Here is a 20,754-nt window from a genome sequence, read left to right as displayed (position 1 = left end):
AGTAATTTTTTTATATAAGGAGGTTAAATTATGGGAAAGATTATGACTATGGATGGAAACCAAGCAGCTGCTTATGCATCTTATGGTTTTACTGAAGTTGCAGCTATATATCCAATAACTCCATCTTCACCTATGGCGGAAGCTGTAGATGAATGGGCTGCCCATGGAAGAAAAAATATATTTGGGCAGGTAGTTAATGTAACACAAATGCAATCAGAGGCAGGAGCAGCAGGAGCTATGCATGGCTCACTTGCAGGAGGAGCATTAACAACAACATATACTTCATCTCAAGGATTACTTTTGATGATACCTAATTTGTATAAGATGGCAGGAGAATTGTTACCTGGAGTACTTCATGTAAGTGCTCGTGCTATTGCAACAGAAGCACTTTCAATCTTTGGAGATCATCAAGATGTAATGGCTACTCGTCAGACGGGAGTTGCAATGCTTTCATCTTCAAGTGTTCAAGAAGCTATGGACTTAGCTTGTGTAGCTCATTTGGCTGCAATAAAGTCAAGGATACCATTTTTACATTTCTTTGATGGATTTAGGACATCACACGAATATAAGAAGATAGAAGCAATAGACTATGAAGATTTAGCTAGACTTGTAGATCATGAAGCTATAAAGAAGTTTAGACAAAGAGCAACAAACCCAGAACATCCAACGCATAGAGGAACAACACAAAATCCAGACATATACTTCCAATTAAGAGAATCAGTTAATCCATTCTATGAAGCTGTTCCTGATATTGTAGAAGATTACATGAAAGAGATAAAAAATCTTACTGGCCGTGAATATCATCCATTTGATTATTACGGAGATAAAAATGCAGAATATGTAATAGTAGCTATGGGATCTGTTTGCGATACAATAGAAGAAGTAGTAGATTACTTGATGAAAAAAGGAGAAAAAGTTGGTGTTATTAAGGTACACCTATATAGACCGTTCTGTGAAAAATACTTCTTTAATGTATTCCCAAGCAGCGTAAAGAAGATAGCTGTTTTAGATAGAACAAAAGAACCTGGTTCTTTAGGTGAGCCACTATATCAAGATGTTATTCATTTATTTAATAATAAGGAAAACAGACCTGTAATAGTTGGTGGAAGATATGGAGTTGGTCAAAAGGATACTAGACCATCTCAAATTATAGCTGTATTCGATAACTTAAAACAAGATCAGCCTAAAGATGGATTTACTATAGGTATAGTAGATGATGTTTCAGGTACATCACTTCCAGAAGGAGATATAGTAGATACTACTCCAGAAGGAACAATAAGCTGCAAGTTCTGGGGACTAGGTTCTGATGGTACCGTTGGAGCAAATAAAACAGCAGTAAAGATAATTGGGGACCATACGGATTTACATGTTCAAGCTTACTTCTCTTATGACAGTAAAAAGTCAGGTGGTACTACTGTTTCACACTTAAGATTTGGTAAGAAGCCTATAAAATCTCCTTACTTGGTTTATGATGCGGACTATATAGCATGTCATAACAGAGCCTTTATATATAACTATGATATACTAAAAGGATTAAAGCAAAATGGAGTGTTTGTGCTTAATTGTCCATGGAAAGAAGATGAGTTAGAGGAAAAAATACCAGCATCCATAAGAAAATATATTGCACAAAAAAATATAAGATTTTATACTATTGATGCAGTAAAAATAGCATCAGAAATAGGACTTGGAAACAGAATAAATATGATAATGCAATCAGCTTTCTTTAAGTTAGCTAATATAATACCAGTAGAAGATGCTGTAAAATATCTTAAAGAATCTGTAGTAAAGGTATATGGTAAAAAGGGTAAAAATATAGTAGATATGAACCAGGCTGCCATAGACAGAGGTATAGAAGGACTTGTTGAGATTAAGGTTCCAGAATCTTGGGCTAATGCTGAGGAAGAAGAAAATAAATTCCCAATTAAAGATGAACCAGAGTTCGTTAAAAAGATTCAAAGACCTATGGCTAGACTAGAGGGAGATGAGCTTCCAGTAAGTACATTTAAAGGAATGGAAGACGGATTATTCCCTAGTGGAACTACTTCATATGAAAAACGTGGTATAGCCGTAATGGTACCAGAATGGCAAATAGATAAATGTATTCAGTGTAATCAGTGTGCTTATATATGTCCACATGCTACTATAAGGGCCTTTTTACTCGATGAGGATGAAGTAAATAGAAAACCAGATACGTTTAAGACTAAGCAAGCAACAGGTAAAGGGTTAGAAAAATATCAGTTCCGTATTCAAGTTGCTCCAATGGATTGTACTGGATGCGGAAACTGTGCAGATATTTGTCCAGCTCCAGGTAAGGCTTTAATAATGAAACCTGCAGAACATGAAATGGAAATGGAATCAGAAAACTGGGAATTTGCAACTACTATAATTCCAAAAGAAGATGCTATGGATCCAACAACACTAAAGGGAAGTCAATTTAGAAGACCTCTTCTTGAGTTCAATGGTGCTTGTCCTGGATGCGGTGAAACACCATATATTAGACTTCTAACTCAATTATTTGGAGACAGAATGATGATAGCTAATGCTACAGGATGTTCTTCAATTTGGGGAGGTAGTGCGCCATCTATGGCTTACACTACTAATGCTGAAGGAAAAGGTCCAGCTTGGGGTAACTCATTATTTGAGGATAATGCAGAATATGGATATGGTATGTTCTTAGCAGTTAAGCAAATGAGAAATAAGTTAGCAGATTTAATGAAAGCAGCTATAGATGCTAATATACATGAAGAAATAAAAGAAGCTTGTCATGAATGGCTTCAATCTAAAGATGATGGTGAGGCTTCAAAAGTTGCATCTACGAAATTGTTAGACGTATTAAAGAAACACAAAGATCACGAAGGTGGAGAAAATGAAATAATTAGGCAAATTCTTGACTATAAAGACTACTTGGTTAAGAAATCTCAATGGATTATAGGTGGAGATGGCTGGGCTTATGATATTGGATATGGAGGTCTTGATGAAGTTCTTGCTTTAGGTGAGGATGTAAATATATTTGTAATGGATACAGAAGTATATTCTAATACTGGAGGTCAAGCTTCAAAATCAACACCTATAGGTGCTGTTGCAAAATTTGCAGCTGGAGGAAAGAGAATAAAGAAAAAAGACCTTGGGCTTATGGCTATGACTTATGGCTATGTATATGTGGCTCAAATAGCTATGGGTGCTAATATGAATCAAACTATAAAAGCTATAATAGAAGCAGAAAGATATAAGGGACCTTCACTTATAATAGCTTATGCACCATGTATTAATCATGGTATAAGAACTGGTATGGGAACTAGCATAATGGAAGAGAAAAAGGCTGTAGAAACAGGATATTGGCATCTATATAGATATAATCCTATGCTAAAGGAAAGCGGAAAGAATCCATTTAAGCTAGAATCTAAAGAACCTACTAAGTCTTATAGAGACTTTATAAATGGAGAAATCAGATACACATCTTTAGCTAATGTGTTCCCAGATATTGCAGAAAGCCTATATGCAGAAGCAGAAAAGCAAGCCAAAGAAAAATATAGAGTTTATAAGACTTTGGAGGATTGTGGATATCTATAATAGGATAGAGCTTATTTAAGTTTAAGATATAAAAGGTAAAAGGTGCTGCAGCACCTTTTATTTTTGCACATAGAAAAAGTAGGCTCCAAAGAGACTTTATGCGGCTTTTTTAAGGAAATAAAGTACCGAATCATTTTACTATTAATCTTACATAAAAAATCCATATTCACTGAGTCCTTATTAAAGTGCGTCAAAATGTAGCAAAACCGAGTAAATTGATGAAAATGTATCAACTTACTCGGTTTTACTTAGCTGCTTTAAAAAAGGAGCACCGCTTCTAACTTATTTAAAAGTTACTTTGCGACACTCTCTTTTGATTTAGTTAGCAGCAATCAGAGATTAACAATTAGTATTTTAGAAGAAATTATTTTTCATTTTCTTCTACCCAGTCTTTAGCTTCCCATATTTCAAACTCGCTTGGTTGAGTTACTTGAGATACAGGTTTCATATCCTTTATGTTAGCCCAAGCAGCAGTTTCATGACACTCAATAGGCGTTGACATAGATTGTTCTTTATATTTATTATCGGACATTACTAAACCTCCTTCATTAAAATAAAATAGCTATTTTTCGTTTTCTTCCACCCAGTCTTTAGCTTCCCAGATTTGAAACTCACTTGGAATAGTAACTTGAGAAACTGGCTTGAACTCTTCTATGTTAGCCCAAGCAGCAGTTTCATGGCGTTCTATAGGCATTGACATGAAACGTTCTTTATATTTATTGTCAGACATAGTTATATACCTCCTTCATATTTAGTATTTCAAACTATATCTAAATTTATAAAATTAAATATTTATTATATGTGAATAATTTTTTGCTATTGTTCAAAAAATGGGAACATAATAAGAAAAAATGCTTAGCATTTTTTTAGGAAAGGAGATAAAGAATATGTTTCAAGGAATAATAAGAAGTTTGATAAACAGTGCATCAGACGAGATGATGGAAAGAATGCTTAAAGATGAATATAATGAAAATCTTTTTGTAATGGCTACAGCGGCTCAAAAACTTACTCTAAAGGCTATTATTGAAGCATCCATGAGAGCACAGTCAGGTCAAGTTTTAAAAAGGGCTTATGGAAGTCCTAATGTGCAGTCACCTTGGGAAAAATTGTTTTTAAATCCAACTCAGCTTTTTTCATTACCTACAGATGATAAAACACCAATAAATACAGGAGTTACTATTGGTAAAAATGCAAAAGTACCTTTAGAACTTTCCATGCCAATCATGATTACAGGTATGTCCTATGGAGGCTCTTTAAGTTTAAAAGCAAAAGTAGCTTTAGCTAAAGGAGCAACTCTTGCAGGCACATGTACAAATACAGGGGAATCAGCACTTTCAAATGAAGAAAGAGAAGCCGCTAAATATTTAATAGGACAATATCATCGTGGTGAATGGATGAATACAGAAGAACAGCTATCAAAGCTTGATGCAATTGAAGTTCAGCTAGGTCAAGGTGCTTGGGGAGGAGCAGTTCCATCTATAACCAGTGGAGAAAAAATTGGTGAGCACCTAAGAAGTACTTGGCATCTTAATGAAGGAGAAGATGCTGTGCTAAAGGCAAGACTTACTGGGGTGAACACAACGCAGGATATAATAAACTTATTAAATGGATTAAAAGAAAAGTATGATGTTCCAGTGGGAATTAAGATTGCAGCTACTCATTATATAGAAAAAGAACTAGATGTAATATTGAAAACCAATGTAGATTATATAGTGATTGATGGAGCTGAAGGAGGAACAGCAGTAGCACCTCCAACTCTTGAAGATGATATGGGACTTCCAACTCTATATGCTATTGCAAGAGCTGCAAAGTATTTAGAAATGAAAGGAGTAAAGGACAAATATGATTTAATAGCAGCAGGTGGACTTAGAACTCCAGGCCAGTTCTTAAAAGCTTTAGCTCTAGGTGCAAATGCAGTATATATTGGGTCTATTGCATTAGTAGCAATGCTTCAAGATCAATCAGTAAATGCAACGCCGGCAGAACCTACTCCTCAACTAGTGGTTTATGATGGAAAACTTACTGAAGATTTAGATATAGAAAGAGGAGCTAATAACCTTAATAATTTTCTAAATTCATGCGTAGAAGAAATGAAATTGGCCCTTATAGCTATGGGAAAGACAAGTTTTTCAGAATTGTCCATAAATGATTTAGTTACAGTAGATAAGAATATTTCAGACAGCTTAGGAATTGCATATGCAGGATTTCCATATGTTGAATAATGGAATTTCCCTTGATGTGCATTAAATTTTTAATTTACTTCTACTAAAACGCTGTTCTTTAAGAAATATTGATAGATTTTTTTATATTGAACTGGAGTATGAGATTTGCATTATAAAAAGCGTTGAACTAGCATTAGAAGCTTTCCTAAATGCAAATCTCATACGGGATGTTCAATATTAAAGATTGTCACAATTTATTTCTAATGTTTAGCTGCTTGTGCTTTTTCCACCGTTTACATGTATAACTTGTCCTGTAACGTAAGAAGAATCTTCAGAAGCTAGATATACATATGCTGGAGCAAGTTCTGCAGGCTGTCCAGCACGACCAAGAGGAGTGTCTAATCCAAACTTTGCGACTTCATCTTTTGAAAAGCTAGAAGGAATTAAGGGAGTCCATATAGGTCCAGGAGCTACTGCATTTACTCTTATCCCTTTCTCTGCCAAGTTTAAAGCTAGGGAACGAGTTAGAGTCGATATTGCTCCCTTTGTTGCAGAGTAATCAATGAGAGTTTTATGTCCTTCATAAGCTGTTACAGAACTTGTATTAACTATAGTGCTTCCTTGTTTCATATGAGGCAAAGCTGCTTTTATAAGATAGAATATAGAAAATATATTTGTACTAAATGTATGGTGAAGTTGTTCAGTTGTTATGTCAGTTATACTATTTTGAGGATATTGAACAGCAGCATTATTTATTAAAATGTCAATACGGTTAAACTCTTTTAGGGTTTTGTCAACTATAGTGCCGCAAAAAGATTCATTGCCTACATCACCCTTTATAAGAAGACATTTTCTACCTTTATTTTCTATTAGGTATTTGGTTTCCTCTGCATCCACATCTTCATTAAGATATGCGATAGCAATATCTGCTCCTTCATCTGCAAAAGCTAGAGCAACAGCTTTTCCAATTCCACTATCTCCTCCTGTGATTATAGCAACTTTGTTTAACAACTTTCCGCTTTTTTTATAAGAAGGGTTTTGAGATATAGGTCTTGGATCCATTAGGGTTTCAAGACCAGGTTGGGTATTTTGATGTTGTGGTTGAAAATAAATAGGATACATAACTTTTTACCTCCATATTAAAATTTAGTGGTTATGCTTATACCTATTTATTGTTTTTTTTAGCTACTTTTTTTATACATCATATATAATAAGTAAACTGCAAATAAAATAAGTGTTAAAAACATTTGAATATATATTACAAATATTTAAATTATATGTAATATATAGTATAATATAAATAAATATATTTTAATTCAATATAAAATAAGGGATATAATTGTCAAGTGGCAGGGAGAAGAACATGCAAATCTATAATGATACGGATAATAGAAGTTTGGAAGATATAATTTTATTAGAAAAGTCTTTACAGTTAGAAGAGTTTTTAAAAATTGCTTTAGAAGTAGTTGATGAAATAGAAGAATATAATAAAAGAAATGTGATTTACGGATATGTTAACCCCAAAAATATTATAATCTATAAAAATATGGATAAGGTAAAGTTGCTAGATTTTGAACATATAGATAATGACATTAGTTATAATATACTATACATGTCACCTGAACAAATAGGAAAGATAGGAAATGAGGTAGACTATAGAACTGATTTCTATTCCTTTGGAGTAACTCTTTATAGAGCTATTACAGGTATTGTTCCCATAAAAGGAAATAATGAAATGGAACTTACATATTCCCTTGTTGCTAAAAATCCTATACCACCACATTTAATGAATCCTAACATACCAGTGGTAGTTTCTAAAATAATAATGAAGCTTTTATCAAAAGATCCAGAGGATAGATATAAAAGCAGCTATGGAATTAGAAGCGATTTATCAAAATGTTGTATATCCTTATTAGATAAAGGATATATAGAGGAGTTTACTATTTGCGAAAATGACATATCTGATAAGTTCAAGTTTACTAACAAGATATATGGAAGAGATAAAGAAATAGAAGAAATAATGGATAAATATTTTAGAGCATGTACTGGTGAGTTGCAAGTTGTATATTTGACTGGTTCAGAGGGTATGGGAAAAACAACTATAATAAAAGAAATTCGAAGTAGGGTGCTTAAAGAAGGAGGAACATTTGTATCTGGAAAATGCGATAAATATAATACCTCACCTTATGCACCTCTAATCCAATCGACGAGAGAGTTGGTTATAAAGCTATTAATGGCCAGCAAAGAAAGATTAAAAAAGATAAAGAAGAATATACTAGAAGCTGTAGGTGATGATGGGCAAATTATAATTGATGTAATTCCAGAGGTAGAATATATTATAGGAAAACAGCCGCCAGTAGAATCTGTATCTCATTCGGAATTAGAAAATAAATTCAATAGAGTTTTTGGAAAGTTTTTTAAGTCGCTTTTATGTAAGGAATATCCAGTAGTAATATTTTGGGATAACTTGCAGTGGGCTGATGCAGCTACAATTAATGCTATATCTATGCACGGATTTGATAAAGAAAATAAATATTTGCTTATAATAGGAAGTTTTAGAGAAGAGGAAGCTGGAAGAAATATATATTTACAAAGTATTTTTAACAAAGATGTTAATTCTGTAAATATAACTAACATTAGATTAAACCCACTAAATAAAAAAAGTATAAAAGATTTAGTATGCGATACTTTATATTGCAGTAAGGAGAGAACCATTGAGCTAACACAACTAATAAGTTTAAGAACGGGTGGAAATCCTCTATTTATAAAAATGTTATTAGATACTTTACACTCAGAGGGAATATTAAAATTTAACCATGAAATAAATCAATGGACTTGGGATATTGATTCAATTAAGAGTATAGGAATATATAATAGTGTATTGGATTTAATTGTAAAGAAAATAGAAAGACTTCCAAAGGAAACTCAAAAGACTTTACAAATGGCATCTTGTATAGGTACAGAATTTGAATTAGGTATCTTAGCTTCAATTATGAATAAAACTATAAATGAGATTTATAGCTGTATTATGCCTGCTATAAAAGAAGGAATAATTGTCTCAGAGATAAACTATATAAAAAGTTACTATTTGAGGCATAAGAATAGTTATATTTATAGATTTGCTCATAATCAAATACATAAGCAGATTTATAACCATATAAATAGAGATAAAAAAATGCAATATCATTATATTATAGGTACTGCTTTACAAAATAGTAAAGATGAGGAGAGAATTTTTCAAGTTGTAAGTCAACTTAATAGAGCTTTTAAATTATTAATAAAAAACGAAGACGTTCATAACTTAGTAAGACTTAATCTTATTGCAGGAAAAAAATCCAAAAAATCTGCAGCTTATGAAGTTGCGCTAAAGTATTTTAGAATAGGGTATAAGCTGCTTAAAGAAGATAGTTGGACTACTAACTATAACTTGGCATATGATATAAGTTCGGAGCTTGCAGAAAGTGAGTATATGAACGGAAACATCCAAAGAGCAGATAGATTAATAAAGGTAATTTTAGAACATGCTAAAACCAATGTGGAGATAGCTAGAATTTATAACATGAAAATACATGTAGATATCTATTTTGGTAAGTATAAAGAAGCAGTGGAAACAGGCATAGAAGGATTAAGATTATTTGGAGTCAAGATTCCTGAAAAAATACACCCACTTAAAATATTTAGTGAGGCAGTTAAGGTTTATTGGAATTTAAGAGGGAAAAATATATACAGTATATTTGAAAAAGATTTAATAGATAAAAGATATGAAAATCAAATAGAAATAAAAAAATTGTTATCTAATATAAGAACTGCTACTTTTTTAAGCAATAAAAGTTTATTTTTCTTAACTGTACTAAAGGAAACTAATATTGTATTGAAATATGGAAGTTTAGAAAATAGATATTTTACTAATATAGGGTATGGTATTTTTTTGAGCTTGATTGGAAGATATAAGGAAAGTCTTGAATTTGGATTGATGGACTTAGAAGCATGTAAGAATAACAAGCATGCCCTTAGCAATTCACTTATGGGTTTCAGCAACTTTATTTTACCTTGGGTGGATAAATTTGAAACTGTATTAGAGTATTTGAAAAAAGCTTATAATACTTGTATAGAATCTGGAGAAATTATATTAAGCATATATACTGCTAGTAATATAGTAGCTATTTCTTATATAAAAGGGGAAGAATTAGAGAAGTTACATGAAGGTATTATAAAATATATAAAGATAACAAATAAATCTAGAAATCAAATAGGCCGTCAAATTTTCCGCTTTAAAAATGTTATAGAGGATTTAATGGGAGAAACTTGTCATGTAATGAATTATAAGCCATATAATAATACATTGATAAATGATAAAGAAGTTTTAAATGGAAGCTATACTTATGCTATATTATTAAATTATATTCATGGAAATTATTATGAAGCAACAAGATATATATATTTAGGAGATAAAGAAGCAAAACTGTTAAGTGGAACCTTAGTACAAGTATTCTACTATTTTTATGCTGCACTTTCTATAGCCGCAGTTATAGATAAAGATAACTTTGAAAATAAAAAATATTATATTAAAAAACTAAAAGAATATAATAACATCATAAGAAAGTGGGCTCAAACTTGTCCAAGCAATTATCTTAGTTACCATTTAATTGTCCAAGCAGAGACCTATAGAGTTGACTCTATGTATGATAAAGCAGAAGTATTTTATGATAAGGCAATTAAGGTGTCTGTAGAAAATCAGTTATTGCATAATGCTGCTCTGGCTAATGAGTTGGCAGGAGAGTACTATAAATCAAAAGGAAGTAAAAATTTATACAAAAGCTATATTATTTCTTCCTATGATTTTTATAAAAAGTGGGGAGCAATAATGAAATTAAGGCAATTAGAAGAAAAGTATGAAGAGGTTTTTCAAAAGTTAGATGATAAATGGTCATTTGTATATCATGAAAATAGAGAATATGATGAGAAAGAGAGTATATCTTATGAATTAGGCATAAAAAGTTCTTATGATATGATGGCGGCTATAAGAGCATCACAGGCTATATCAAGTGAAATTGTTTTGGAAAACTTATTGAAAAAACTAATGAAAATTTTAATAGAAAATACAGGAGCAATATGGGGATGTCTAATTTTGAATAAGAATGAAGAATTGTTGGTGCACATAGAGGGAAGTGTAGATAAAATAAATTCACTGTTCTCAAAACCTGTTAGTATGGATAAATATCATATGGTTCCTAGACATGTTGTCAATTATGTGGCTTCTACAAAGCAAAGTGTAGTTTTAAAGAATGCTTATAATGAAGAAATGTTTGCTCATGATTCTTATATTTCTAGAAACAAAGTAAAATCACTGCTTTGCGCTCCTATAATAAAAAAAGGAGAACTCATAGGAATAATTTATTTAGATAATAGGCTTGCATCTAGGGTTTTTAGTGAGGAAAAACTAACTATAGTAAACCTTTTAGCTCTTCAAGGAGCCATCTCAATACAAAATGCATATATGTATGAGAAAATAAATGAGTTAAATAAGGGACTTGAGAAAACGGTAGAGGAAAGAACAAAGTCATTAAATGAGAGCATTAAATACGAAGAGATGAGAACAGAATTCTTTGCAAATCTATCTCATGAGCTTAGAACGCCTCTAAATGTAATCTTTGGAGGACACCAAATGATGGAGGTGCTTTTAAAGGAAAACTTGCCTTTAAAAAGTGGTGACAAAATACAAAAGTATATGGGGATTATAAAACAGAACTGCTATAGGCTGGTTAGATTAATCAATAACTTGATAGATATTACAAAGATTGATTCAGGGTATTTTCAAGTTGATTTGGTTAATGCTGATATAGTTAATGTAGTTGAATCTATTACCTTATCTGTGGCTGAATATATCGAGAGCAAAGGAATTGAACTTATATTTGATACATTCGTAGAAGAAAAAATAATAGCTTGTGACCCAGATAAAATAGAAAGGATAATTTTAAATTTATTGTCTAATTCTATAAAATTCACTAATAAAGGTGGACATATAAAGGTTACTATGTATGAGAAAGAAGATAATATAGTAATATCTGTAAAAGATGATGGGATAGGAATTCCAGAAGAAAAGCGACAGGCAATTTTTGAAAGGTTTAATCAAGTAGATAAATCACTTTCTAGAAATAGAGAAGGAAGTGGAATCGGATTATCAATAGTAAAAGCTTTAGTAGAAATGCATAGTGGGACTATATCAGTAAACAGCAGTTTAGGAAATGGAAGTGAATTTTTAATTGAACTACCTTGCAGAATTTCCGATAAAGATATTATAGACACATCAAACTTTGATAAGAAAGATTCTAATAATATAGAAAGAATAATGATTGAGTTTTCTGATATATATTCATAATTAAAGACATCTATGGCATAAGTTATATAGAATAGTATTTCTATATTAAGAAGGTGCCAAGATGTCTCTTTTTATATCAAATATCATATACAGTTTATTAATAGCTTTTGGAGTGATTTTTGGCGCAAGCTCCTTTGCAGGTCTTGGAGCCCTAATAAATAATCAGCCTCCATTAAAGACAATGATAGATCTAGCAAATTCTATAAAAATATGGGCAGTAGCTACAGCACTTGGGGGGACCTTTTCATCCTTTGAATTATTTGAAGAAGGAATTTTTAAGGGAGAGTTTGGTTCATTATGCAAGCAGATTGTATACATATTGGCAGCTTTAATAGGAGCTAATTTAGGATTAAGATTTATTAAATTAATTCAAAAGTGTGGTGAACTATGGCTAAAATAGAAGATAAATCAAGGTATCTCACTTTTTTTTCATTAGGATTATTTTTAGGAGCTATTTTAGGAGTTGTACTTATAAATCTTCTTGTAAGCTATAGGATAGACAGCTATATAAAAGAAATTAAGTATTTAAAAACTACAGTAGATGAATATAAGGCAAGGCTTGAAAAGCTTGAGGAGGCTATAGATAAAAAGAAGCCCTTAGTAAAGGAAATAGATATTGAATTAAGTTTTCCAGAAAATGAACAGGATGATATAGTGAAGATAGCTCTTGAAAAGCATATCAAGGAAAAATTTAATGGCATTATAGGAAAGGATGTTGATAAGATAGATGGGGATATATTATGCCAGATGCTGGATAAGAGAATTATGAAACTAGATGGGAAGGAGTATCAGTTAAAAGTGGAAAAAATCATAATATCTCAAGAAATAAAATTTTGGATAGAGGTGAGAGGCATATAATAAAAATGCTGTGGTATTTTTATTATGTTAGAATCGTCTAAAAAACAGTGTAGAAGGAATAAAAAGGGATTTAAAAGTTAAATGTTAGAAGGCCAGAATTTTATAATTAAATCTAACTTCTAACATCTAACATCTAACAGTGGTTATTACTACGAGCTTTCTGGTTTAAAATAGAGTTCAGAACTTATGCGTTTATATTTTTCAATATATCCTTTTCTATTACTTACTATTTTATCAAGAAGAGATATTAACATATCAATTTCACGCTTAGTATTGTACATTCCAAAGCTTATCCTTACCATTCCAGGTTCATGACTGCCTGTTCTAATTCTTTCTTCCATCTGTTTTTTAGACATTTTTAAAAGCTTTTGAACATATGGCTGCGCGCAAAAGCATCCATTTCTAACGGCTATTCCTCCTTCATAAGATAGAATCTTTGCTACTATTTCGTGGTTAATTCCTTCTATATTAAAAGATATAGTTCCTATACGATCATTAAGGTTTGTACCATCACAATAAATTTTTATATAAGGAATTTTACTCATAGCTTTGAGAGCATATCTGGTTAGGGTGTTTTCATACTTTTCTATATTCTCCATGCCAAGGTAAGATAAAGTCTCAATAGCAGATGCAAGAGCTACTACGCCAACTACATTAGGAGAGCCAGATTCATCTTTATGAGGAGTATCAAACCATTTTATATAATCATGAGTTACAATGTCTACAGTTCCTCCACCTGGATAATCAGGAGGAACATCTTTAAAATCTTCTTTAGGTCCTATTAAAACTCCTATGCCAAAAGGAGCGTACATTTTATGAGCAGAAAAAGCTAGATAATCTATGTGTTCCTCAGAGTCCATAGGTTTCATGTCAACTGGAGAATGAGGAACTAATTGAGCTCCATCCACTAAAATTTTGGCTCCATATCTATGAGCAAGTTTTGCAACTTCATGAATTGGATTTTTATATCCAGTAATATTTGAGGCTCCAGTAATGGTAACTAATACAACTTTTCCATTATACATTTCTAATTTTTCTTTTAGATCTTCAAGAGAAAGTCTTCCGCATTCATCCACAGTAACATAGTCTATATTATATTTTCGCCATGGTAAGTCGTTGGAATGATGTTCCATATCCGTAGATAAAACTATATAATCTTTATATTTTTCATATAATATATTAGATAATTTATTTATTGCTTCAGTAGTATTTTTTACAAATATTATTGTATTATATTTTGGATCAGCAGAAACAAACTTTGCAACAATATTTCTACTATCTTCATATAATTTAGTAGATAGCTGAGATTTATATCCAAAACCCCTATGAACAGATGAGTATAGAGGAAGAAACCTTAAGATTTCTTGTACTACAGTAATAAGGGCTGGCGTTGTAGCGGCATTATCAAAATTTATGGCTTGACCATAATTTCCGTTAATCAATGGAACTCTAGTATTTGTGCCTACTACTAAACTTCTGTATAAGGCAGAATCCATATAATCACACCCCAAATATTAATCTTAATAATAGTTTATTAATATGAGAGTAAAAAGGTGTTATAAATATATGAAAAATACTAGCAATATAAATTTTAGTGATTTCTTTTTGTAAATAAGTTGCTAATACATATCATATGAGATATGATATACTGTAATTATAAAAAACGCTGACTAATATAAAGGAATACGGAGATGATTTATATGCAGATGTGTTCAATTTGTAAAAAAAATATAGCTACTATATTTACAGCCAAAATTGAAGATGGAAAGTCTAAAATGGTAGGAGTATGTCTGGAATGTGCAAAAAAGATGGGTATTCCTATTATGGATCAACTAATGAAACAAGTTGGTGTAAATCCTGAGGACGTAGAAAATTTAACTGAACAGGTTAATAATATGCTTCAAGATTCAAATATTGAGGAATTAGGAGACAGCAATTTTTTTACTAATTTTTTAAACGGAATTTTTCCAGCAGGCAAGGACGAAGAAGGAGAAGAAAAAGAAGATCCTTTTAGCGAGGATATATTTAACACTGAAGAAAAGTCAAATGTTAAAACTAAAAGCAGTCCATTTAAAAAGAAGAGAAAGTACTTAGATATGTATGGTACAAATCTAACTAAGAAAGCTAAAGATAAAAAGGTAGATAGAGTTATTGGAAGAAATAGAGAGATTGATAGGGTTATACAAATCCTCAATAGAAGAACTAAGAATAATCCTATATTGATAGGAGAGCCAGGAGTGGGTAAAACAGCTATTGCAGAAGGATTAGCTGTAAGAATTGCAGAGAAAGAAGTACCTCCAAAATTATTGGATACTGAAATATATCTTCTTGATTTAACAGCTGTTGTGGCAGGCACTCAATTTAGAGGTCAATTTGAAGGAAGAATGAAGTCTATAATAGATGAAGCTAAAAAGAACGGCAATATTATTCTAGTAATAGATGAAGTTCACAATATAATTGGAGCAGGAGAAGCTCAAGGAGGAGCTATGAATGCAGCCAATATTTTAAAACCTGCTCTTGCAAGAGGGGAAATACAGGTAATAGGAGCAACTACCTTAGAAGAATATAGAAAGCATATAGAAAAAGACTCTGCCCTAGAGAGAAGATTTCAACCTGTTTTAGTTGAGGAGCCTACAATAGAGGAAACAATAGAAATATTAAAAGGTATCAAAAATTATTATGAGGAGTACCATGAAGTGCAAATATCTGATGAAGTGATTGAGGCTGCTGTAAAATTATCAGAGAAATATATAAATGATAGATTCCTTCCTGACAAAGCTATAGATGTAATTGATGAGGCAAGTTCTAGAGCTAATCTAAAGAATAAGGGGCTTGTAGAATTAAAATCTTTAGAAGAAGAATTAAAGGAGGTTCAGGCTAAAAAACAGGAAGCTGCAGACAATGATGATTATGCAAAAGCAGCAGAATACAAGGTTGAAGAATGTAGAATTCAAAATAGAATAAATGAAATTGAAAAATCATGTAAGAATGTAAAACTTACAGTTGAGGATGTTGCTTTTGTAATAGAAGCATGGACCAAGATCCCTGTTCAAAGAATAACAGAAGAAGAAGGAGAAAAACTTTTAAATTTAGAGGAGAGACTTCATAAAAGAGTTATAGGACAGCATGAAGCCATAGTCAGCCTATCTAGAGCAATACGCAGAAATAGGCTTGGCTTTAGAAAGAAGAAAAAACCATCTTCATTTATATTTGTAGGACCTACTGGAGTAGGAAAAACAGAACTTGTTAAGGCTCTTGCTTGTGAACTTTTCGGAAGTGAAGAAGCATTAATTAGAATAGATATGTCCGAATACATGGAAAAACATACTGTTTCTAAATTAATAGGAGCTCCTCCAGGATATGTAGGATATGATGAGGGAGGTCAGTTAACAGAAAGAGTAAGAAGGAAACCTTACTCCGTAATTCTCCTAGATGAAATTGAAAAGGCTCATCCAGATGTATTTAATATGCTTCTTCAAATTCTTGAAGATGGAAGATTAACGGATAGTCAAGGACGAACCGTATCTTTTGAAAATACAGTTATAATAATGACATCAAACGCAGGAACTAATTTTAAATCTGACGGCATTGGATTTGGTAAAGATGGATATACTGCTTTAGAAAGTAGGGTAAAAGAAGCCTTAAAGGAAGTCTTTAGACCAGAATTCTTGAACAGAATAGATGATACAATAGTGTTTAATTCCTTAACTAAGGAAGAACTTTATAAGATAATGGACCTAATGCTTCAAGAAGTAAAAGATGAAGTTAAAGAGAAAAAGATAACTTTAGAAATATCTGATGAGGTTAAAGATTTCATATTAGAAAAAGGATATGATAAGAAATATGGCGCTAGGCCTTTAAGAAGAGCTATTCAAAGATATATTGAAGATGAAATTGCTGAACAATATCTTCAAAAGAAGTTTAGAGATGGAGATAACATTAAGGTTAGAGTAGAAGAAGGAAAAATTAAACTAGAATAATAGAATTATCGTCATCTGTTAAGAGAGCATTTTTATTAAAGGATGAGATATATGAATATGCATAAAAAGAAAACAGTATTAATTACTGGTGCTTCTAGTGGGATAGGGTATGAATTAAGTAAACTGTTTGCAGAGGATGGATATAATCTTGTGCTTGTAGCTAGAAATATAGAAAAATTAAATAGTTTAGCTAAAGAATCAATAGAAAGATTCAATATAAATGTAAAGACTATTCAAAAGGATTTGTCTTTGATAGGTGCTGCTGAAGAAGTATTTGAGGAAATTGAAAATTCAAATATAGATATTGATATTTTAGTGAATAATGCCGGGGCTGGGGCTAATGGGTTATTTCATGAGATAGATTTAAAAAGAGATATAGATATGATTAATTTGAATATAGCTGCTTTAACTGTATTAACTAAGTTATTCTCAAGAAAGATGATAGAAAGAAAAGAAGGTAAAATATTAAATATAGCTTCTACAGGTTCATACCAACCAGGACCATATATTGCAGTATATTATGCAACAAAGGCTTATGTTTTATCTTTTTCAGAGGCTATTGCAAATGAACTAAAGGATTATGGTATAAATGTAACTACGGTGTGTCCTGGTGCCACCAAGACTGAATTTTCCAGAAGAGCTGGGAAAGCTGATCTTGGTATAGCTATGGATGCTAAATCCGTAGCACAAATTGCCTATGATGGATTAAAAAAGAATAAAAAACTTATAATCCCGGGAGCTAAAAATAAAGCAGCTGTATTTATGTCTAAATTATTGCCTGGAAGTATTTCTGCAAAAGTGGTTAGAAAAGTTCAACAGGGGCTTACAGAAAGCTTTAGAGGAAATTAAATAAATGGCATTAGGCTATAAAATAAACAGGGGGAAAAACAAAAGTGAAATGGCATATAAAAAAGTTTGATGAACTTACTTTAAATGAGTTATATAACATATTAAAGGAAAGAACAAATATATTTGTAGTAGAACAGAATTGCCCTTATCCAGAGATTGATGGTAAGGATACTCAGTGTTTTCATTTGTTTGCAGAAGAAAATGGTGACATAGTTGCATATCTTAGAATTTTGCCTCCTGGAGTATCATTTCAGGAGATGGCTCTAGGAAGAGTTATAGTAAAAAAGGAGTATAGAGGATTAGGTCTTGGAAAGGAATTATTGAGAAGAGGAATTGAATTTGCCGAAAAAGAAATGAAAGAGCAAAAAATAAAGATTGCTGCTCAACAGTATCTTACAAAGTTTTATGGAAGCTTTGGATTTAAAATATCTTCAGAAACATATTTAGAAGATGGAATACCACATGTTGATATGATATATGAGAAATAGTTTATATAGTGCATAAGTTTAGCCCATAGGCTGGGTTTAGAAAATAAAGTTAAATTTAGTTACAAAAAAGTACTGGTGAAAATTTTTACCAGTACTTTTTTACCAGATATTTTATTGTTTCTTTTGATAATTTTGATAGCTTTGATACTTATTTTGCTGATTATTTTGTTGACTACTTTGCTGATTATTTTGCTGGCTCTGAGATTTATTTTGCATTGAATTATTGTTAGAGCTCATATTCATTCCTGCACTCTGTTGAGTGTTTTGACCAGAACTTTGCTGACTAGTCTGGTTAGATTGAGGCATAGCTTTTTGTAATATATTTTGTCCTGCATTTAATACAGATTGTGGAAGACTATTTAATACAGATTGTGGAATATTATTCATTAATTGTCCCAAATTGCTCTTTTCATTAGTAGGAAGCATAGATACTGAATCTTTGTCTATGACTACTACAGCATTTGTATTAACTCTGGCACCTAAACCAACACCATTAGGAATCATCTGGTTTGCATTTTGAGATCCTTGAGAATTTTTACCTGGGGTACTTCCATAGCCTAGAGTTACAGACATTACTGGAATTAATGTTTTATCACCAACAGAAACTGGAGATCCAAGTACTGCATCTGTTTTTGCAAAGTTTTGAATGTCTGAAAAAACTGTATCTATATTTTGTGAAAAGTTTATACTATCATCCATAATTATTCCTCCTCTATCTGCTATGATATAAGACTTTCATCTTTGGTTTTTGATTATACTTAAATAATACTTTAATTAATTGAACGGCATTTATATAAAATACAGTATCAATATAAAAATAATCTTGAAGCATACTAAAATCAGCGTTATTATAAAAAGTTTCTGATTTTACATAAGGAGAGAGCAAATTGATCCCTCCATATACCATGCCTGTAATTGATGGATCTTCAAAACCATAAGAAGCCTCTAGTTTTTCAAAGTCAGGATGTAATTCTCTTAAAAAGTTTATTTTGTCTAAAAAGCTTTTGGAAGAATTATCATCCTGTAATGGTTTTGTAAAAATTTTATTGTTTAATAAATATACTTTTAAAACCATCTTCTTATGCTCTTCTCTTATTACTCCTTTTAATAGGGGCCTTAACCAGAATGCCTGAAAATGAAAATCTGGTAGTTCTGCAGAGTTAACACTGAATAAAATTTTTAAAGGTACAGCATATAATAAAAATACAATAAACAATACTATAATTATTAAAAATAGAAATATATACATACAAACACATCTCCAATATTTAAAATTATGGAGTAAGAAGTTTTCAATTATAGTATTGGTGAAGAAATGATAAAGTATTAGATGAAATTTATTGATAAGTTTTTAAAATATAAAATATATATAATTTTTATAAGTAATAAGAATTAAATTTCCACAAGGGTATATTTTTGACTACCAAGTCCAATTTTTTCCGCATACTCAAGAGTATATCTTCCTCTTGATATCACCTTTTTTCCTTTGCGCTTATCAAGCAGGTCGAGGCAAGCCTTATCTATAGCAACAGGATCAATTGAAGCAAGTATGCCTAGATCATCAATGAAAGGTTTCATATTGTGCCCTTCGCAGTCACAACCTCGAGTTATGTTAAAAGCAAAAGTAATATAAATATTATTTTTATTTTTATGTGCTGCATAAGCATATTCAGCTAATCTTTCATTAAATGATTTAGAAAGAGAGCCTAACCAATTGGTAGATATGGCATTATGAGGGCATACTGCCATACAGGAAGCACATCCTATGCATTTGTTTTTCTCAATTTTAGCTTTTAAATTTAAAATTATAGCATTTTCAGGACATGTTTTTGCACAAACACTGCATGATTTACATTTTAAAGGATTTATTTTAGGAATTGAATTAGCATGCTGATCTAATTTTCCTCCTCTTGAAGCACATCCCATAGCAAGCTGCTTTATGGCACCTCCAAACCCTGCAAGAGCGTGTCCTTTAAAGTGACTGCATACAATTAGTTGTTTTCGTTTTGCAATTTCTTTTGCTATTTTGCATTCATTAAAATGCTTTTTCTTAATCTTAACTAATTCATATTCTTCACCATGTTCTCCGTCCGCAATTATTATAGGCAGCTGAGTAAAGCCATGATTTTTAGCTAGCTCCATATGATTTGTTTTGGTTGTTCTTTGTCCCCGATATAGTACATTAGTTTCGATAAAGGCATTTTTTACATTGTGATCTCTACAATACTTTATGATTCCTTCATAATTTTTCGATTCTATATAAGTTTTGTTTCCTTTTTCTCCAAAATGAACTTTTATTGAAATATATTCTTCTAAAGTTAAATTTTCCTTTTTGATTAGTGTAGATAAAATCTCCTCACAACTATTGTTTATATTTTCTGTATCTGTATAGGAACTTATAGATTTAAAAAATACATATGACATAATATTCTTCTCCTTTATATGGAAATTAATGATTTTGACATACA

The 20,754-nt window shown here is 31.5% G+C and carries 15 protein-coding genes; 8 read left to right on the top strand and 7 right to left on the bottom strand.

What is annotated here, in order from left to right:
• Window positions 1-30 precede the first annotated feature (30 nt).
• Complete coding sequence (gene nifJ, locus ACFWTK_RS08405; protein ID WP_415875570.1) at window positions 31-3,570, top strand: pyruvate:ferredoxin (flavodoxin) oxidoreductase; 3,540 nt, start codon at window positions 31-33, stop codon at window positions 3,568-3,570.
• A 364-nt stretch (window positions 3,571-3,934) separates the two neighbouring features.
• On the opposite strand, the gene ACFWTK_RS08400 is transcribed toward nifJ, so the two are convergent.
• Complete coding sequence (locus ACFWTK_RS08400; RefSeq protein WP_415875569.1) at window positions 3,935-4,102, bottom strand: CDIF630_02480 family spore surface protein; 168 nt, start codon at window positions 4,100-4,102, stop codon at window positions 3,935-3,937.
• A gap of 30 nt (window positions 4,103-4,132) precedes the next feature.
• A complete protein-coding gene (locus tag ACFWTK_RS08395; RefSeq protein WP_415875568.1) occupies window positions 4,133-4,300 on the bottom strand; it encodes a CDIF630_02480 family spore surface protein in 168 nt (55 codons plus the stop codon).
• Window positions 4,301-4,457: 157 nt separating this feature from the next.
• Here ACFWTK_RS08395 and ACFWTK_RS08390 point away from each other — a divergent pair, with 157 nt between their 5' ends.
• Window positions 4,458-5,792, top strand: a complete 1,335-nt coding sequence (locus tag ACFWTK_RS08390) for an FMN-binding glutamate synthase family protein (RefSeq protein ID WP_415875567.1) — start codon at window positions 4,458-4,460, stop codon at window positions 5,790-5,792.
• 207 nt (window positions 5,793-5,999) lie between these two features.
• Here ACFWTK_RS08390 and ACFWTK_RS08385 read toward each other — a convergent pair whose 3' ends face one another.
• On the bottom strand, window positions 6,000-6,854 hold the full coding sequence (locus ACFWTK_RS08385) for an SDR family oxidoreductase (RefSeq protein WP_415875566.1): 855 nt from the start codon (window positions 6,852-6,854) through the stop codon (window positions 6,000-6,002).
• A gap of 241 nt (window positions 6,855-7,095) precedes the next feature.
• Between ACFWTK_RS08385 and ACFWTK_RS08380 the strand changes: the two genes are divergently transcribed.
• From ACFWTK_RS08380 to ACFWTK_RS08370, 3 genes are all read left to right on the top strand, one after another.
• Complete coding sequence (locus ACFWTK_RS08380) at window positions 7,096-12,111, top strand: ATP-binding protein (RefSeq protein ID WP_415875565.1); 5,016 nt, start codon at window positions 7,096-7,098, stop codon at window positions 12,109-12,111.
• 61 nt (window positions 12,112-12,172) lie between these two features.
• Complete coding sequence (locus ACFWTK_RS08375) at window positions 12,173-12,511, top strand: YtrH family sporulation protein (RefSeq protein ID WP_415875564.1); 339 nt, start codon at window positions 12,173-12,175, stop codon at window positions 12,509-12,511.
• A complete protein-coding gene (locus tag ACFWTK_RS08370) occupies window positions 12,499-12,969 on the top strand; it encodes a hypothetical protein (protein WP_415875563.1) in 471 nt (156 codons plus the stop codon). Before ACFWTK_RS08375 ends, ACFWTK_RS08370 begins: the two co-directional genes overlap by 13 nt.
• 149 nt (window positions 12,970-13,118) lie before the next feature.
• Here the strand turns inward: ACFWTK_RS08370 and ACFWTK_RS08365 are convergent, their stop codons facing one another.
• The gene (locus ACFWTK_RS08365; RefSeq protein WP_415875562.1) at window positions 13,119-14,465 is read right to left on the bottom strand and encodes an aminotransferase class V-fold PLP-dependent enzyme; all 1,347 of its coding nucleotides are present in this window, start codon (window positions 14,463-14,465) and stop codon (window positions 13,119-13,121) included.
• Between the two features lie 204 nt (window positions 14,466-14,669).
• Here ACFWTK_RS08365 and ACFWTK_RS08360 point away from each other — a divergent pair, with 204 nt between their 5' ends.
• From ACFWTK_RS08360 to ACFWTK_RS08350, 3 genes are read left to right on the top strand one after another with little or no spacing between them, the layout of a single operon-like run.
• Window positions 14,670-16,949 (top strand): ATP-dependent Clp protease ATP-binding subunit, encoded by a 2,280-nt coding sequence (locus tag ACFWTK_RS08360; RefSeq protein ID WP_415875561.1) that lies wholly within the window; start codon window positions 14,670-14,672, stop codon window positions 16,947-16,949.
• A 57-nt stretch (window positions 16,950-17,006) separates the two neighbouring features.
• Window positions 17,007-17,798 (top strand): SDR family NAD(P)-dependent oxidoreductase, encoded by a 792-nt coding sequence (locus tag ACFWTK_RS08355; protein WP_415875704.1) that lies wholly within the window; start codon window positions 17,007-17,009, stop codon window positions 17,796-17,798.
• 44 nt (window positions 17,799-17,842) lie between these two features.
• The gene (locus tag ACFWTK_RS08350; protein ID WP_415875560.1) at window positions 17,843-18,286 is read left to right on the top strand and encodes a GNAT family N-acetyltransferase; all 444 of its coding nucleotides are present in this window, start codon (window positions 17,843-17,845) and stop codon (window positions 18,284-18,286) included.
• Window positions 18,287-18,397: 111 nt separating this feature from the next.
• Here the strand turns inward: ACFWTK_RS08350 and ACFWTK_RS08345 are convergent, their stop codons facing one another.
• From ACFWTK_RS08345 to ACFWTK_RS08335, 3 genes are all read right to left on the bottom strand, one after another.
• Window positions 18,398-18,985: a GerW family sporulation protein gene (locus ACFWTK_RS08345; protein WP_415875559.1), complete on the bottom strand. Its 588-nt coding sequence runs from the start codon at window positions 18,983-18,985 to the stop codon at window positions 18,398-18,400.
• Window positions 18,986-18,998: 13 nt separating this feature from the next.
• Window positions 18,999-19,535, bottom strand: a complete 537-nt coding sequence (locus tag ACFWTK_RS08340; protein ID WP_415875557.1) for a DUF2953 domain-containing protein — start codon at window positions 19,533-19,535, stop codon at window positions 18,999-19,001.
• Window positions 19,536-19,678: 143 nt separating this feature from the next.
• Complete coding sequence (locus tag ACFWTK_RS08335; protein WP_415875556.1) at window positions 19,679-20,710, bottom strand: DUF362 domain-containing protein; 1,032 nt, start codon at window positions 20,708-20,710, stop codon at window positions 19,679-19,681.
• Window positions 20,711-20,754 lie beyond the last annotated feature (44 nt).

The organism is Clostridium sp. (genome assembly GCF_047777555.1).
GTDB lineage: Bacteria > Bacillota > Clostridia > Clostridiales > Clostridiaceae > Clostridium_H.
The sequence above is the reverse complement of the archived record's forward strand: the minus strand, read 5'-3'. Positions and strand labels throughout refer to the sequence as shown.